Source organism: Mesosutterella multiformis, assembly GCF_003402575.1.
In the GTDB taxonomy this organism is placed as follows: Bacteria; Pseudomonadota; Gammaproteobacteria; order Burkholderiales; family Burkholderiaceae_F; genus Mesosutterella; species Mesosutterella multiformis.
Genome location: NZ_BGZJ01000001.1, coordinates 606,229 through 620,870, shown reverse-complemented (window position 1 = coordinate 620,870; position 14,642 = coordinate 606,229). Strand labels below are relative to the sequence as shown.

The following is a 14,642-nucleotide window of genomic DNA, read 5'->3' as shown; positions in this document are numbered from 1 at the left end:
GAATGAGCGGTCGCTTTTATTACTATGGCGGTGGCGGGAACTCTCCGTACGGCTGGGTAGCCTGGGTGATCGGTCTGGCGGTCTTCGTCGGGCTGGGCATTCTGCTGCTCCCGATAGTCGGAGCCATTGTTCTGATCCTCGCCGCGGTGGCTGTCGCAGGCTTCCTATTCCGTGTGGTGGCGGATCTTCTGTCGCCGGGGAACCGGGAAGGGAACGATATGCCCGGGGATATGCCGGGGAGCGCCGAGCCCCCTCAGTCCCGTCAGCCGAATCCTGCGGCACCCGAACCGATTGCCTGCGATCCGACTCTTGAAGTGAAGGATGCAGTGGTGATTGAAGAGATTGACAGGGAAAATCGCAGCGATAACAACAGGAAAAACTCCTGATTAGGGAAAACGATTATTTGTCAGAAAGAAGAAATTTAACTCTGACGCTTGACTTTTTGTTCTGTTATTCGCATAATCCTATTCTCGCTTCCCCGGAGGGGTGCCTGAGTGGCTAAAAGGGGCAGACTGTAAATCTGTTGGCGTACGCCTACGATGGTTCGAATCCATCCCCCTCCACCAATTTTTCGGTAAGGGAAGAATCCAGTTTGTATGGGCGGGAGGTAAACCTCGCGTCTGTTGGGCGGGTGTAGCTCAATGGTAGAGCAGAAGCCTTCCAAGCTTACGACGAGGGTTCGATTCCCTTCACCCGCTCCAAGATTTATGCCCGTGTGGCTCAGTGGTAGAGCACTCCCTTGGTAAGGGAGAGGTCATGCGTCCGATCCGCATCACGGGCACCATTTTTCTATTGGCTGATGTTCATCAGCCGCATCTACCAAGTCCGGGAGCTGTTCACCATGGCAGAAAAAGAGAAGTATGTACGTAGCAAGCCCCACGTGAACGTGGGCACGATTGGTCACGTTGACCACGGCAAGACCACCCTGACGGCCGCTCTGACGACCGTCCTCGCCCAGAAGTTCGGCGGCGCGGCTCTCGCCTATGATCAGATCGACGCAGCTCCTGAAGAAAAGGCTCGTGGTATTACGATTAACTCCGCTCACGTTGAGTACGAGACCGAAAAGCGTCACTACGCTCACGTTGACTGCCCGGGGCACGCTGACTATGTGAAGAACATGATCACGGGCGCCGCTCAGATGGACGGTGCCATCCTGGTGGTGGCTGCTTCCGACGGCCCGATGCCCCAGACCCGTGAGCACATCCTGCTCGCCCGTCAGGTCGGCGTGCCGAACATCATCGTTTACCTGAACAAGTGCGACCTGGTCGACGATCCCGAACTGCTCGAGCTCGTTGAGATGGAAGTTCGTGAACTGCTGTCCGAGTACAAGTTCCCGGGCGATGACATCCCCGTCATCCGCGGTTCCGCCAAGCTCGCCCTCGAAGGCGATCAGTCCGAGTACGGCGTTCCGTCCGTCCTCAAGCTGGCCGAGACGATGGATTCCTACTTCCCGGAACCCGTCCGTGAACTCGACAAGCCGTTCCTGATGCCGATCGAAGACGTGTTCTCCATCTCTGGCCGCGGCACCGTGGTGACCGGCCGTGTGGAACGCGGCATCATCCACGTCGGCGATGAAATCGAAATCGTCGGTATCAAGCCGACCCAGAAGACGACCTGCACGGGCGTTGAAATGTTCCGCAAGCTCCTCGACGAAGGCGAGGCTGGCGACAACATCGGCTGCCTGCTGCGTGGTACGAAGCGTGAAGACGTCGAGCGCGGCCAGGTTGTGGCCAAGCCCGGCACGATCACCCCGCACACCAAGTTCGCTGCTCAGGTGTACGTTCTGAAGAAGGAAGAAGGCGGCCGTCATACCCCGTTCTTCAAGGGCTATCGTCCGCAGTTCTACTTCCGTACGACGGACGTGACCGGCACGATCGAGCTCGAAGAGGGCACCGAAATGGTGATGCCGGGCGACAACACCACGATGACCGTGACGCTGATTGCTCCGATCGCTATGGAAGAAGGTCTGCGCTTCGCTATTCGTGAAGGTGGTCACACGGTTGGTGCCGGTGTGGTTGCCAAGATCATCGAGTAATTTGCTAGAATTGCAGACCTCTATCGAGAGGTCTGCAGTTGCAGGGGTATAGCTCAATCGGCAGAGCGACGGTCTCCAAAACCGTAGGTTGAGGGTTCGATTCCTTCTGCCCCTGCCATCAGTTACACAAAGCCAAGCCGCGATCAATTGAGTGACCGCGGCTTAGTTGTTTATCGGGGGAATGCCCCGTTGGGTTAGAGAACCAATAATGAGCAAACCAAAAGAGCAGGTTGAGGAGCCCAGTAAGGGGCGCGATCTCGTCCTCGTCACGATTGCCATCATAGTGGCGGTTGCCGGCGTTCTTGCCTTCACTTTCCTCAGTGATCAGTCTCTGGGCGTGCGTCTTGCCTGCCTGGCTGCCGGCCTTGTGGTTGGCTGTGCTATTGCCTGGTTCAGCCCGTCGGGCAAGCGGTTTATCGCCTATGGCCGCGCCTCTTACGATGAGCTGCGCCTCGTTGTCTGGCCGACTCGCCGCGAAACCCTGACGAGCACTGGGCTTGTGATGGGATTTGTCGTAATCATTGCATTGTTCCTTTTCGTGATTGACAAGATCATCGAATGGGGACTCTATGATGTTCTTCTGAAGCTTATTTAATCAGCAGCAGGGGGACGGAGATCGAAATGACGGAAGAAGCCAAGCCTAATACCGAAGCGGGTAACGCTGAAGAAAATGCATCTGCCGGAAACATGAAGTGGTACACCATTCATGTTTATTCCAGCATGGAGAAGAGCGCTTACAACGCACTGGTTGACCGGATCTCGCATTCGGAATACAAGGACCTGTTCGGTGAAGTGCTTCTCCCGACTGAGAAGGTTGAGGATATCCGCAACGGCCGTAAAGTGACGACCGAGCGCCGTCTCTATCCGGGATACATCTTCATCCAGATGATCATGAACGATGATACGTGGCATCTGGTCAAGAACACCCCCCGTGTTATGGAATTCCTGGGCGGCAATCGCCCGACCCGCATTCCGGAATCCGACATTGCCCGTATCAAGGGAACGGTCGCGGAAGGCGTGGAGAAGCCGAAGCCCAAGGTGCTCTTCGAGCTCGGCGAAACGGTTCGTGTGAAGGAAGGCGCTTTCGCTGACTTCAATGGCCGTGTTGATGAAGTGAATTATGACAAGAGCCGTCTGAAGGTTCTTGTGTCGATCTTCGGCCGCCAGACCCCGGTTGATCTGGCTTTTGACGAAGTCGAAAAAGTTTAATTTATATCAAATAGATGCTCCTTTGAATAGTGGACTTAAAACCTGAGTTCGCTATAATAAGGGGCTTATTTGATTTCACTGTGGGGAGCCCGATTCTCGGGCGACTGAACCCAAGAGGATAACTATGGCAAAGAAAATCATCGGCTTTATCAAGCTGCAAGTGCCAGCTGGTAAGGCTAATCCTGCGCCGCCTATCGGCCCGGCTCTCGGCCAGCGCGGCCTGAACATCATGGAATTCTGCAAGGCCTTCAACGCCCGCACGCAGTCCATGGAAAAGGGTCTTCCGATTCCGGTCGTGATCACCGCCTTCTCGGATAAGTCCTTCACGTTCATCATGAAGACTCCCCCGGCGACGATCCTGATCAAGAAGGCTGCCAAGATTGAGAAGGGTTCTGCTCGTCCGCACACCAACAAGGTCGGCAAGATCACCCGCGCTCAGGCTGAAGAAATCGCCAAGGCCAAGGAGCCTGATCTGACTGCTGCTGATCTCGACGCGGCTGTTCGCACCATCGCTGGCTCCGCCCGCTCGATGGGTATCACGGTGGAGGGTCTGTAATGGCTAAGAAACTGTCCAAGCGCGTTGCTGCCAACCGTGCGAAAGTTGAACTCGGCAAGCTTTACGATGTGAAGGAAGCTATCGACCTGGTCAAGGGCTGCGCCTCTGCCAAGTTTGATGAGTCCTTTGACGTTGCCGTTCAGCTCGGTATCGATCCGAAGAAGTCTGACCAGACCGTCCGTGGCGCCTGCGTGCTGCCGGAAGGCACTGGCAAGGTTGTTCGTGTTGCTGTGTTCACCCAGGGTGCCCGCGCTGAAGAAGCGAAGGCTGCCGGTGCTGACATCGTCGGTTTCGACGACCTCGCCGACAAGGTGAAGGCTGGCTTCATGGACTTCGACGTTGTGATCGCCTCCCCGGACGCGATGCGCGTTGTCGGCCGCCTCGGCCAGGTCCTCGGCCCGCGTGGCCTGATGCCGAACCCGAAGGTTGGCACCGTGACCCCGAACGTCGCTGAAGCTGTCAAGAACGCCAAGGCTGGTCAGGTCCAGTTCCGTGCTGACAAGGCCGGTATCATTCACGCCTCCATCGGCCGTGCTTCTTTCGAGACCCCGCGTCTCGAAGCCAACCTCAAGGCTCTTATTGAAGCCCTGAACAAGGCTAAGCCTGCCGCCGCCAAGGGCGTGTACCTGAAGAAGGTTGCTCTCTCCTCCACCATGGGCATCGGTGCCCGCGTGGATCTGAGCACGCTTTCCAACTAATAAGTTTCATCATGGCGCTCCCCGAAAGTGGGGCGCTGTGCTGGGGCCGCGAGGCCCCAAGGGCTTTGGTGGCCGTGCCACAGCGCACGGCCAATGTCAAAGACCGCTGGAAGCGCAAGCTTTAAAAGTCTTAAGAGCGCCGACCTGAACGGGCAGCGCAATAAGATATCCAACGTAGACGGCAAAACCGAAGAGAGTGAATTACGTTGTACCGCAGGCCCATGTCGGCGGCTGCTCGTTCCCCTCTCTCTCGAGGTGAGCCGGTCATAAAAGAACCGGTGCTAGTTACTAGCACCTCTGAGTGGAGCCAGACCATGGGTCTTAATCGTCAAGATAAAGCGGCTGTGATCGAGGAAGTGAAGGCACTTGCTGCCGAAAGCACTTCCCTGATTTTCGCCGACTACCGTGGACTGAGCGTTGAAGCAATCACCGCCCTGCGCAAGGAAGCTCGCCAGAACGGTGTGAAGTTGCGTGTTGCCAAGAATACCCTGGTGAGCCGTGCCGTCGCCGAGACTCCGTTTGCCTGCGCTGCCGATAGCTTTACCGGCCCGCTGGTTTACGGCTTCTCTGCCGATCCGGTTGCCCTCGCCAAGGTGCTCTTCAACTTTGCTAAGAAGAACGAAGCGTTCGCCATCAAGGGCGGCGTCATGGATGGTAAGGCTCTTGACCTTGCCGCCATCGAGGCCCTCTCCACGATGCCGAGCCGCGACGAACTGATTGCTAAGTTGATGGCCACGATGAACGAGCCGATCGCTAAGTTCGTGCGTACCCTCAACGAAGTTCCGGCGCGTCTTGTGCGCACCGTCGCTGCAGTTCGAGATTCGAAGGAACAGGCTGCTGCCTAATCCTGTAGTTTTTTAAATTTAACCATACACAACGTATACGGAGTCATTTCAAATGGCACTCTCTAACGAAGAAATCCTCGAGGCGATCGCCTCCAAGTCCGTCCTTGAGATCTCTGAGCTGATCAAGCTGATGGAAGAAAAGTTCGGCGTTTCCGCTGCCGCCCCGGTTGCTGTCGCCGCTGCTGCTGGCGCTGCCGCCCCGGCCGCTGAAGCCAAGTCCGAGTTCGACGTCGTTCTGTCCGACGTTGGCGCGAACAAGATCAAGGTGATTAAGGTCGTCCGTGAAATCACGGGCCTGGGCCTGAAGGAAGCCAAGGATCTGGTCGAAGCCGCCCCGAAGGCTGTTAAGACCGCCGTTGCCAAGGCTGAAGCCGAAGAGCTGAAGAAGAAGCTCGAAGAGACCGGTGCTAAGGTCGACCTCAAGTAATTCTTTTCTGAATGCTTGAATTATCCGGTTCGGAGTTTCTCCGAACCGGATAAAATCGCTAGTGTCGATTTTGAAAAGAATTTGCCCTTGCGAATTTCTTTCAAAGTCTTCCCTAAATGAGTAAGAGTTGGGTCCTAACTAAAGTCTAGGATTGTGCCGCTGGGATAATCTGTTGTATCCAAGCGGCTTTTGCCGTCTCTTGCTTTTTCTTCTCTGGAGCAGGGTTTTCTTCCCTGACTCGCGTCGAACGGAGTGTCCATGTCGTACTCGTTCACTGAAAAGAAGCGCATCCGGAAAAGCTTCGCCAATCGTCCGAGCGTCCTCGCAGTGCCCCCCCTGTTGGATATTCAGTTGCGGTCTTATGCAGATTTCCTGCAGGCTGATGTTAAGCCGAATGCCCGCAAAGATATCGGTCTTCAGGCCGCCTTTACCTCTATCTTCCCGGTTTCCAGCCACAATGGGCTGGCCCGCCTTCGTTTTGTTAGTTATGACCTGGCTAAGCCAGAGTTTGATGTTGCAGAGTGCCAGCTCCGTGGTCTGAGCTACTCCTGCCGCCTTCGTGCCAAGATCCAGCTCGAGATCTATGACCGTGACGCCCCGACGACTGTAAAAGAAGTCCGGGAGAATGAAGTCTACATGGGCGAGATCCCTCTCATGACCGAGAAGGGCTCTTTCATCATCAACGGCTCTGAGCGAGTTATCGTCTCCCAGCTGCACCGCTCCCCTGGCATTTTCTTTGAAAATGACAAGGGCAAGACTCACTCCTCCGGCAAGCTGCTGTTCTCTGCCCGAGTGATTCCTTACCGCGGCTCCTGGCTCGACTTCGAGTTCGATGCGAAGGATATTCTCTTCTTCCGTATTGACCGCCGCCGCAAGATGCCCGGCACGATTCTGCTGAAGGCTCTGGGTATGACCCCGATGCAGATTCTTGCCCGCTTCTTCGAGTTCGATCACTTCACGCTGTCCGCGGAAGGTGCCCGTCTGTCGCTCATCCCTGAGCGTCTGAAGGGTGATTCCCTCGGCTTCAACATCGTCGACAAGGATGGCAAGATCATTGTCCCTGGCGACAAGCGTGTGAACGCCCGTCACGTCCGCCTGATCAACCAGGCCGGCATCAAGGAAATCCCCGTTCCGGACGATTACCTGATTGACCGCGTGCTCGCGAAGGACATCTATGATGAGGAAACCGGTGAGCAGATCGCTGCTGCCAACGCCCTGATCGATGAGAAGCTGCTTGAGAAGCTGCGTGCCGCCAATATCACGGAAATCGAGACGCTCTACACGAACGAACTCGATCACGGCGCTTACATTTCCGAGACCCTGCGTCTTGATGAAACGGCTGATAAGCTCGCCGCCCGCATCGCGATCTACCGCATGATGCGCCCGGGTGAGCCGCCGACCGAAGAAGCTGTCGAATCCCTGTTTGAACGCCTGTTCTTCTCGACCGATACGTACGATCTGTCCCGTGTCGGCCGCATGAAGATCAACGCCCGCTTCGGCAAGTCCGATATGACCGGCGCTGCCACGCTGACCGCGGAAGATATCGTCGATACGATGATGCTGCTCGTCGCGCTGCGCAACGGCCAGGACGATGTCGTCATGACTGACGACAACGGCGTCCAGCGTACCGTTCCGGTGAATGGTGTTGATGATATTGACCACCTCGGCAACCGCCGCGTCCGCTGCGTCGGCGAACTGGCTGAAAACCAGTTCCGTGCCGGCCTCGTCCGCGTTGAGCGCGCCGTGCGTGAACGCCTCGGCCAGGCCGAGAGCGACAACCTCACGCCGCAGGACCTGATCAACAGCAAGCCGATCTCCGCCTCGATCCGCGAGTTCTTTGGCTCCAGCCAGCTCTCGCAGTTCATGGACCAGACGAACCCGCTGTCCGAAATCACGCATAAGCGCCGTATTTCGGCCCTTGGCCCGGGCGGTCTGACCCGTGAGCGCGCCGGCTTCGAAGTGCGAGACGTGCATCCGACGCACTACGGCCGTGTCTGCCCGATTGAGACCCCTGAAGGTCCGAACATCGGTCTGATCAACTCGCTCGCTATTTACGCCCGCCTGAACGACTACGGCTTCCTTGAGACGCCGTATCGCCGCGTGGTTGACGGTGTCGCGACCAGCACGATTGACTACCTCTCCGCTATTGAGGAAGGCAAGTACATCATCGCCCAGGCGAACGCTGATCTGGATGAAAACAACCGCCTCACGCAGGAACTCGTGTCCTGCCACGAGAAGGGTGAATTCGTTCTGGCCCGTCCGGCTGACATTCAGTACATGGACGTTGCCCCGTCGCAGATCGTGTCTGTGGCCGCTTCCATGATTCCGTTCCTGGAGCATGACGACGCGAACCGAGCCCTGATGGGCGCGAACATGCAGCGTCAGGCAGTGCCCTGCCTCCGTCCGGAGTATCCGTTCGTCGGCACCGGTATGGAACGTACGGTCGCTGAGGACTCCAAGACGGCTGTCCAGGCCCGCCGCGGCGGTATCGTCGACTACGTTGACGCGAACCGTGTCGTTATTCGTGTGAACGACGAGGAAAGCGTTGCCGGTGAAGTGGGTGTTGATATTTACAACCTGCAGAAGTTCACCCGCTCCAACCAGTCCACGACGATCAATCAGCGTCCGATCGTGATGATCGGCGACCATGTGGCGAAGGGTGACGTGCTGGCTGACGGCGCTTCGACCGATCAGGGCGAACTCGCTCTCGGCCAGAACATGCTGATCGCCTTCATGCCGTGGAACGGCTACAACTACGAAGACTCGGTGCTGATCTCCGAGAAGGTCGTGGCTGATGACCGCTACACCTCGATCCACATCGAGGAACTCTCCGTCGTTGCCCGTGATACGAAGCTCGGCGCGGAAGAAATCACGCGCGATATTTCGAATCTGCCTGAGCAGCAGCTGAACCGTCTCGACGACGCCGGCATCGTGTTTATCGGTGCTGAGGTCGAGGCTGGCGACGTGCTGGTCGGCAAGGTGACGCCGAAGGGCGAAACCCAGCTCACGCCGGAAGAGAAGCTGCTGCGCGTGATCTTCGGTGAGAAGGCCTCCGACGTGAAGGATACGTCGCTGCGCGTTCCGTCCGGCATGTCCGGCACCGTGATCGACGTTCAGGTCTTCACCCGTGAAGGCGTGGAACGCGATTCCCGCGCGAAGTCGATTATTGAAGACGAACTGAAGCGCTACCAGCGAGATCTGGACGACGAACGCCGTATTGTTGAGACCGACGCCTGCGCCCGTCTCCGCCGTCAGATCACCGGTAAGAAGGTTCTCACGGCTCCGAACGGCCTGGGTGCCGGCTCGGTCCTGACCACTGAATACCTCGAAGGCCTGAACTACCAGCAGCTCTTCTCCATCGTGATGGAGACTGAGGATGATCAGAAGCTGATCGACCTCACGAAGAAGGCTCTGGAGAACAAGGTGAAGGAATTCGCCGAAGCCTACAACCTGAAGAAGGACAAGCTCACCCGCGGCGACGAACTGCCCCCGGGCGTGCTGAAGATGGTGAAGGTTTACATCGCCGAACGCCGCCGCCTGCAGCCTGGCGACAAGATGGCAGGCCGTCACGGTAACAAGGGTGTGGTCTCCAAGGTGAACCCGGTTGAGGATATGCCGTACATGGCTGACGGCCGTCCGATGGACATCGTGCTGAACCCGCTCGGCGTGCCGTCCCGTATGAACATCGGCCAGGTGCTGGAAGTCCATCTCGGATGGGCTGCAAAGGGCCTCGGCTGGCGTCTGCAGGAACTGCTCGACAGCGAACGCGGCAAGCAGGTGAAGGAAATCCGCGCCTTCCTGGAGAAGGTCTACAACATGACCGGCAAGAAGGAAGACATCGCGAGCCTCACCGATGACGAAGTGATCGCCATGGTGAACCGTATCAAGCACGGCATCCCGTTTGCTACGCCGGTGTTCGACGGTGCAAGCGAAGAGCAGATCAAGCAGATGCTGGAGATGGCATTCCCGGATTCCGAAGTGAAGCGCCTCCAGCTCACGCCGAACCGTGAACAGGCCACGCTGTACGACGGCCGCACGGGTGACGCCTTTACCTGCCCGGTGACGGTTGGCTACATGCACTACCTGAAGCTGCATCACCTGGTTGACGACAAGATGCATGCCCGCTCCACCGGTCCGTACTCTCTCGTGACCCAGCAGCCGCTCGGCGGTAAGGCTCAGTTCGGCGGACAGCGTTTCGGCGAAATGGAAGTCTGGGCTCTTGAAGCTTACGGCGCAGCCTACACGCTGCAGGAAATGCTGACGGTGAAGTCCGACGACGTTAACGGCCGTACGAAGATGTACGAAAACATTGTCAAGGGCGATCTGTCGATTGATGCCGGTATTCCGGAATCCTTCAATGTTCTGGTGCGCGAAATCCGCTCGCTCGGCATCGACATTGACTACGAGAAAAATTAAGGACGGTTTTCGAGATGAATAACGCCTTTCTCAATCTGTTTCAGCAGGTGCAGCAGGACAATCACTTTGATGCCCTGCGCATTTCGATCGCTTCGCCGGAAAAGATCCGTGAGTGGTCTTACGGCGAAGTGAAGAAGCCGGAAACGATCAATTACCGCACCTTTAAGCCGGAGCGTGATGGTCTTTTCTGCTGCCGTATTTTCGGGCCGATCAAGGACTACGAGTGCCTTTGCGGTAAGTACAAGCGCATGAAGCATCGCGGCGTCGTCTGCGAGAAGTGCGGCGTCGAAGTGACGCTGTCCAAGGTGCGCCGCGAACGCATGGGTCACATCGAGCTCGCGAGCCCGGTGGCTCATATCTGGTTCCTGAAGAGCCTGCCGTCCCGTATGGGCATGGTGCTCGATATCCCGCTGCGCGATATCGAACGCGTGCTGTACTTTGAAGCCTATATCGTTGTTGATCCGGGCATGACCCCGCTGAAGCGCGGTCAGCTCCTCACGGAAGACGATTACGCCGCGAAGACCGAAGAGTTCGGTGACGAATTCAAGGCCATGATGGGTGCCGAGGCTATCCGCGAGCTGCTGAAGTCTATCGATATTCCGAAGGAAATCGAGACGCTGCGCGCTGAGCTGAAGGACACCAACTCCGACGCGAAGATCAAGAAGTATGCGAAGCGCCTGAAGGTTCTCGAGGGTTTCCATCGCTCCGGAATTCATCCGGAATGGATGATTCTCGAGGTGCTGCCGGTGCTGCCGCCGGATCTGCGTCCGCTCGTGCCGCTCGACGGCGGCCGTTTCGCGACCTCCGATCTGAACGATCTGTACCGCCGCGTGATCAACCGTAACAACCGTCTGAAGCGTCTGCTCGAGCTGAAGGCCCCGGACATCATCGTGCGCAACGAAAAGCGCATGCTGCAGGAAGCTGTCGACTCTCTGATCGACAACGGCCGCCGCGGCAAGGCGATGACCGGTCCGAACAAGCGCCCGCTCAAGTCTCTCGCTGACATGATCAAGGGTAAGTCCGGCCGCTTCCGTCAGAACCTGCTCGGTAAGCGTGTGGACTACTCCGGCCGTTCCGTGATTACGGTGGGCCCGGAACTGAAGATGCACCAGTGCGGTGTGCCGAAGCCCATGGCTCTCGAGCTCTTCAAGCCCTTCATCTACAACAAGCTTGAGATGCGTGGTCTCGCGAACACGATCAAGGCTGCGAAGAAGATGGTCGAGACCCAGGATCCGGTGATCTGGGACATTCTCGAAGAAGTGATTTACGAGCACCCCGTGATGCTGAACCGTGCGCCTACGCTGCACCGTCTCGGCATTCAGGCGTTCGAACCTTGTCTGATCAGCGGCAAGGCTCTCCAGCTCCCGCCGCTCGTCTGCGCGCCGTTCAACGCCGACTTCGACGGCGACCAGATGGCTATTCACGTGCCGCTCTCTCTGGAAGCCCAGACCGAAGCCCGTACGCTGATGCTCTCGACGAACAACGTCCTCTTCCCGGCTAACGGTGATCCGGCGAACGTTCCGTCTCAGGATATGGTGCTGGGTCTCTACTGGAGCACCCGCTCCCGCGTCAACGCGCCTGGCGAAGGCATGTTCTTTGAGGACGTGGATGAAGTCCGCCGCGCTCTCTCCGCCGGTATCGTGACGCTGCAGACCCGCTGCACGGTCCGCGTGAAGGAGTACGACCTGAACCGCGAAACCGGTGAGACGAAGGAACGCACGATCCGTGTCGAAACGACCGCGGGCCGCGCTCTGCTGTCTGAAATCCTGCCGAAGGGCATGAAGTTCTCTGACATCAACAAGACGCTGAAGAAGAAGGAAATCGCCCGTCTGATTTCTACCTGCTTCCGTGTCTGCGGTCTCCGCGCGACGGTGGACTTCGTTGACTCTCTGAAGAACCGCGGCTACTACCTCTCCACGCAGGCCGGTGTTTCGATCTGCGTTGACGATATGAAGGTTCCGGCCGAGAAGCAGAAGCTCGTTGAAGCCGCTGAGAAGGAAGTGGAAGAGATTCAGTCTCAGTACACCTCCGGTCTCGTGACGCAGGGCGAACGCTACAACAAGGTGGTGGACATCTGGGGCCGTACCGCTGATGAAGTCGGTAAGGTCATGATGAAGGATCTGTCTGTCGAGCCGGTTATCGACCGCCACGGCAACAAGACCACCCAGGAATCGTTCAACGCCGTGTACATGGCTGCTGACTCCGGTGCCCGAGGCTCTCCTGCCCAGATCCGTCAGCTGGCCGGTATGCGAGGCCTGATGGCGAAGCCGGACGGCTCCATTATTGAAACGCCTATTACGGCTAACTTCCGTGAAGGCCTGAACGTTCTGCAGTACTTCGTGTCGACCCACGGTGCCCGTAAGGGTCTGGCCGATACGGCTCTGAAGACGGCTAACTCCGGCTACCTCACCCGCCGACTGGTGGATGTGACGCAGGACCTCGTCGTTACGGAGCAGGACTGCGGTACGAAGAATGGTGTGAAGATGCGCGCTCTCGTCGAATCCGGCGATGTGGTGCAGGCTCTGCGCGACCGTATCTTCGGCCGTGTGGCTGCGGAAGACATCAACAATCCGGAAACGGATGAGCTGATCGCCGCCGCTGGTACGCTGATCGATGAGAACATCTGCGACAAGATCGATGCCGCCGGCATTGATGAAGTGACGGTCCGTACGCCTCTTACGTGCGAAACCCGCCACGGCATCTGCGCCAAGTGCTATGGCCGCGATCTCGGCCGCGGCACGCTGGTGAACGAAGGCGAAGCGGTCGGCGTGATCGCTGCCCAGTCCATCGGTGAACCGGGCACGCAGCTGACGATGCGTACGTTCCATATCGGCGGCGCGGCGAGCCGTGCTGCTGTGGCTTCGAGCGTTGAAGCGAAGGCTTCCGGTAAGGTGAACTTCACCTCCGCGATGCGCTACGTCACGTCGAACAAGGGCGAACTCGTGGTGATTTCCCGTTCCGGCGAGATCGTTGTGACGGATGCCACGACGGGCCGCGAGCGTGAACGTCATAAGATCCAGTACGGTGCCACGCTGTCCGTGCATGAAGGCCAGCTGGTGAAGGCCGGCGAGCAGATGGCGACCTGGGATCCGATGACGCGTCCGATTATTTCGGAATACGCCGGTAAGATCCGCTTTGAAAACGTGATCGACAACGTCACGGTGATGAGCCAGACCGATGAAGTGACCGGTCTGTCCACGCAGGTGGTTATCGACTCCAAGCGCTCCACCTCGAGCCACGGTTCGAAGAAGGGCGGTTCCACCGGCACGCTGCGTCCGTTGGTCCACCTGATCGACGCGAACGGCAATGAGGTGAAGATTCCGGGTACGGATCACGCTGTGACGATTCAGCTGCCGGTCGGCGCTCTGGTCACGGTTCAGGACGGTCAGGAAATCGGTCAGGGCGAAGTGCTTGCCCGTATTCCGGTTGAATCCCAGAAGACCCGAGACATTACGGGCGGTCTGCCGCGAGTTGCCGAGCTCTTTGAAGCCCGCTCTCCGAAGGACGCCGGTATGCTGGCTGAAGTGACCGGTACGGTGACCTTCGGCAAGGAAACGAAGGGCAAGCAGCGCCTGATGATCACGGATAACGAAGGTGTTGATCACGAATTCCTGATCCCGAAGGACAAGACCGTGCTGGTGCATGACGGCCAGGTTGTCCAGAAGGGTGAAGAAATCGTTGACGGACCGGCCGATCCGCATGACATTCTGCGTCTGCTCGGTATTGAGGCTCTGGCCCGCTACATCGTCGACGAAGTTCAGGACGTGTACCGTCTGCAGGGCGTGAAGATCAACGATAAGCATATCGAAGTGATCGTCCGCCAGATGCTGCGCCGCGTGATCGTTGCTGATCCGGGCGACACGGGCTTCATCCAGGGTGAGCAGGTCGAACGCGCTGAACTCCTCGACGCGAACGACGAAGCGATCAGCCAGAACAAGCGTCCGGCGACCTATGAGAACCTGCTCCTTGGTATTACGAAGGCCTCGCTCTCGACCGACTCCTTCATTTCGGCCGCTTCCTTCCAGGAAACGACGCGAGTGCTCACCGAAGCCGCCATTATGGGCAAGGTTGACCACCTGCGCGGCCTGAAGGAAAACGTGATCGTCGGCCGTCTGATCCCGGCCGGTACCGGCCTTGCCTATCACAAGGCTGTGAAGGCGAGAGAAGCTGCCGAGGCTGCAGAAGCCAAGGCGCTCGCCGAAGCGACCGTTGCCGAACAGGTGGCTGTCGCGACCGAACAGGCTGCTCAGAGCGCTTCCGCTCAGAAGCCTGAATCTCCGGCCTCTGACAACTAAGACGCGCATTTAAGCCACTGGCTTATGAAGGCCGCCGCAGAATCCTGCGGCGGCCTTTTTCATAGGGGATCGCTCGTAAGGGGTATATATTTCAAGCGCTTAAACGAAAAATTTTTCGTCTGGAACTTGACAATTCCGCACTTAAAGGCGATACTCACATG

The 14,642-nt window shown here is 57.8% G+C and carries 10 protein-coding genes and 4 tRNA genes; all 14 read left to right on the top strand.

All coding sequences use genetic code 11. The annotated features are described in order from the left end of the window. The first annotated feature begins 2 nt into the window (after nucleotides 1-2). A complete protein-coding gene (locus M4NBBH2_RS02960) occupies nucleotides 3-386 on the top strand; it encodes a hypothetical protein (protein ID WP_116269633.1) in 384 nt (127 codons plus the stop codon). 94 nt (nucleotides 387-480) lie between these two features. Then, nucleotides 481-566: transfer RNA gene (locus M4NBBH2_RS02955), tRNA-Tyr, on the top strand. 61 nt (nucleotides 567-627) lie between these two features. After that, nucleotides 628-701: transfer RNA gene (locus tag M4NBBH2_RS02950), tRNA-Gly, on the top strand. A gap of 8 nt (nucleotides 702-709) precedes the next feature. Continuing rightward, nucleotides 710-784: transfer RNA gene (locus M4NBBH2_RS02945), tRNA-Thr, on the top strand. Nucleotides 785-841: 57 nt separating this feature from the next. Next, a complete protein-coding gene (tuf, locus tag M4NBBH2_RS02940; protein WP_116269626.1) occupies nucleotides 842-2,035 on the top strand; it encodes an elongation factor Tu in 1,194 nt (397 codons plus the stop codon). Between the two features lie 42 nt (nucleotides 2,036-2,077). Then, nucleotides 2,078-2,153: transfer RNA gene (locus tag M4NBBH2_RS02935), tRNA-Trp, on the top strand. Between the two features lie 90 nt (nucleotides 2,154-2,243). Beyond that, entirely contained in the window at nucleotides 2,244-2,630 is a 387-nt protein-coding gene (gene secE, locus M4NBBH2_RS02930; RefSeq protein ID WP_116269632.1) for a preprotein translocase subunit SecE, read from the top strand. 26 nt (nucleotides 2,631-2,656) lie between these two features. Next, nucleotides 2,657-3,244, top strand: a complete 588-nt coding sequence (gene nusG, locus M4NBBH2_RS02925) for a transcription termination/antitermination protein NusG (protein ID WP_022442728.1) — start codon at nucleotides 2,657-2,659, stop codon at nucleotides 3,242-3,244. Between the two features lie 124 nt (nucleotides 3,245-3,368). Beyond that, the gene (rplK, locus tag M4NBBH2_RS02920; protein WP_116269631.1) at nucleotides 3,369-3,800 is read left to right on the top strand and encodes a 50S ribosomal protein L11; all 432 of its coding nucleotides are present in this window, start codon (nucleotides 3,369-3,371) and stop codon (nucleotides 3,798-3,800) included. Further along, nucleotides 3,800-4,498 (top strand): 50S ribosomal protein L1, encoded by a 699-nt coding sequence (rplA, locus tag M4NBBH2_RS02915; protein WP_022442726.1) that lies wholly within the window; start codon nucleotides 3,800-3,802, stop codon nucleotides 4,496-4,498. The genes rplK and rplA overlap by 1 nt, the downstream gene beginning before the upstream one ends. 314 nt (nucleotides 4,499-4,812) lie before the next feature. Beyond that, on the top strand, nucleotides 4,813-5,343 hold the full coding sequence (gene rplJ, locus M4NBBH2_RS02910) for a 50S ribosomal protein L10 (RefSeq protein ID WP_049686532.1): 531 nt from the start codon (nucleotides 4,813-4,815) through the stop codon (nucleotides 5,341-5,343). Between the two features lie 52 nt (nucleotides 5,344-5,395). Next, nucleotides 5,396-5,770 carry a 50S ribosomal protein L7/L12 gene (gene rplL / locus M4NBBH2_RS02905; RefSeq protein ID WP_116269630.1) on the top strand — a complete coding sequence of 125 codons (375 nt, stop codon included), beginning with the start codon at nucleotides 5,396-5,398 and terminating at the stop codon, nucleotides 5,768-5,770. Between the two features lie 258 nt (nucleotides 5,771-6,028). Further along, the gene (gene rpoB / locus M4NBBH2_RS02900; RefSeq protein ID WP_116269629.1) at nucleotides 6,029-10,186 is read left to right on the top strand and encodes a DNA-directed RNA polymerase subunit beta; all 4,158 of its coding nucleotides are present in this window, start codon (nucleotides 6,029-6,031) and stop codon (nucleotides 10,184-10,186) included. A 14-nt stretch (nucleotides 10,187-10,200) separates the two neighbouring features. Continuing rightward, complete coding sequence (gene rpoC / locus M4NBBH2_RS02895) at nucleotides 10,201-14,481, top strand: DNA-directed RNA polymerase subunit beta' (protein WP_116269628.1); 4,281 nt, start codon at nucleotides 10,201-10,203, stop codon at nucleotides 14,479-14,481. The last annotated feature ends 161 nt before the right edge of the window (nucleotides 14,482-14,642 follow it).

Bases quoted from the DNA above. Each gene is read 5' to 3' on its own strand.
- tuf (WP_116269626.1), top strand. From the start codon at position 842: ATGGCAGAAAAAGAGAAGTATGTACGTAGCAAGCCCCACGTGAACGTG.
- rplK (WP_116269631.1), top strand. From the start codon at position 3,369: ATGGCAAAGAAAATCATCGGCTTTATCAAGCTGCAAGTGCCAGCTGGT.
- nusG (WP_022442728.1), top strand. From the start codon at position 2,657: ATGACGGAAGAAGCCAAGCCTAATACCGAAGCGGGTAACGCTGAAGAA.
- M4NBBH2_RS02960 (WP_116269633.1), top strand. From the start codon at position 3: ATGAGCGGTCGCTTTTATTACTATGGCGGTGGCGGGAACTCTCCGTAC.
- rpoC (WP_116269628.1), top strand. From the start codon at position 10,201: ATGAATAACGCCTTTCTCAATCTGTTTCAGCAGGTGCAGCAGGACAAT.
- rpoB (WP_116269629.1), top strand. From the start codon at position 6,029: ATGTCGTACTCGTTCACTGAAAAGAAGCGCATCCGGAAAAGCTTCGCC.
- rplL (WP_116269630.1), top strand. From the start codon at position 5,396: ATGGCACTCTCTAACGAAGAAATCCTCGAGGCGATCGCCTCCAAGTCC.
- rplJ (WP_049686532.1), top strand. From the start codon at position 4,813: ATGGGTCTTAATCGTCAAGATAAAGCGGCTGTGATCGAGGAAGTGAAG.
- secE (WP_116269632.1), top strand. From the start codon at position 2,244: ATGAGCAAACCAAAAGAGCAGGTTGAGGAGCCCAGTAAGGGGCGCGAT.
- rplA (WP_022442726.1), top strand. From the start codon at position 3,800: ATGGCTAAGAAACTGTCCAAGCGCGTTGCTGCCAACCGTGCGAAAGTT.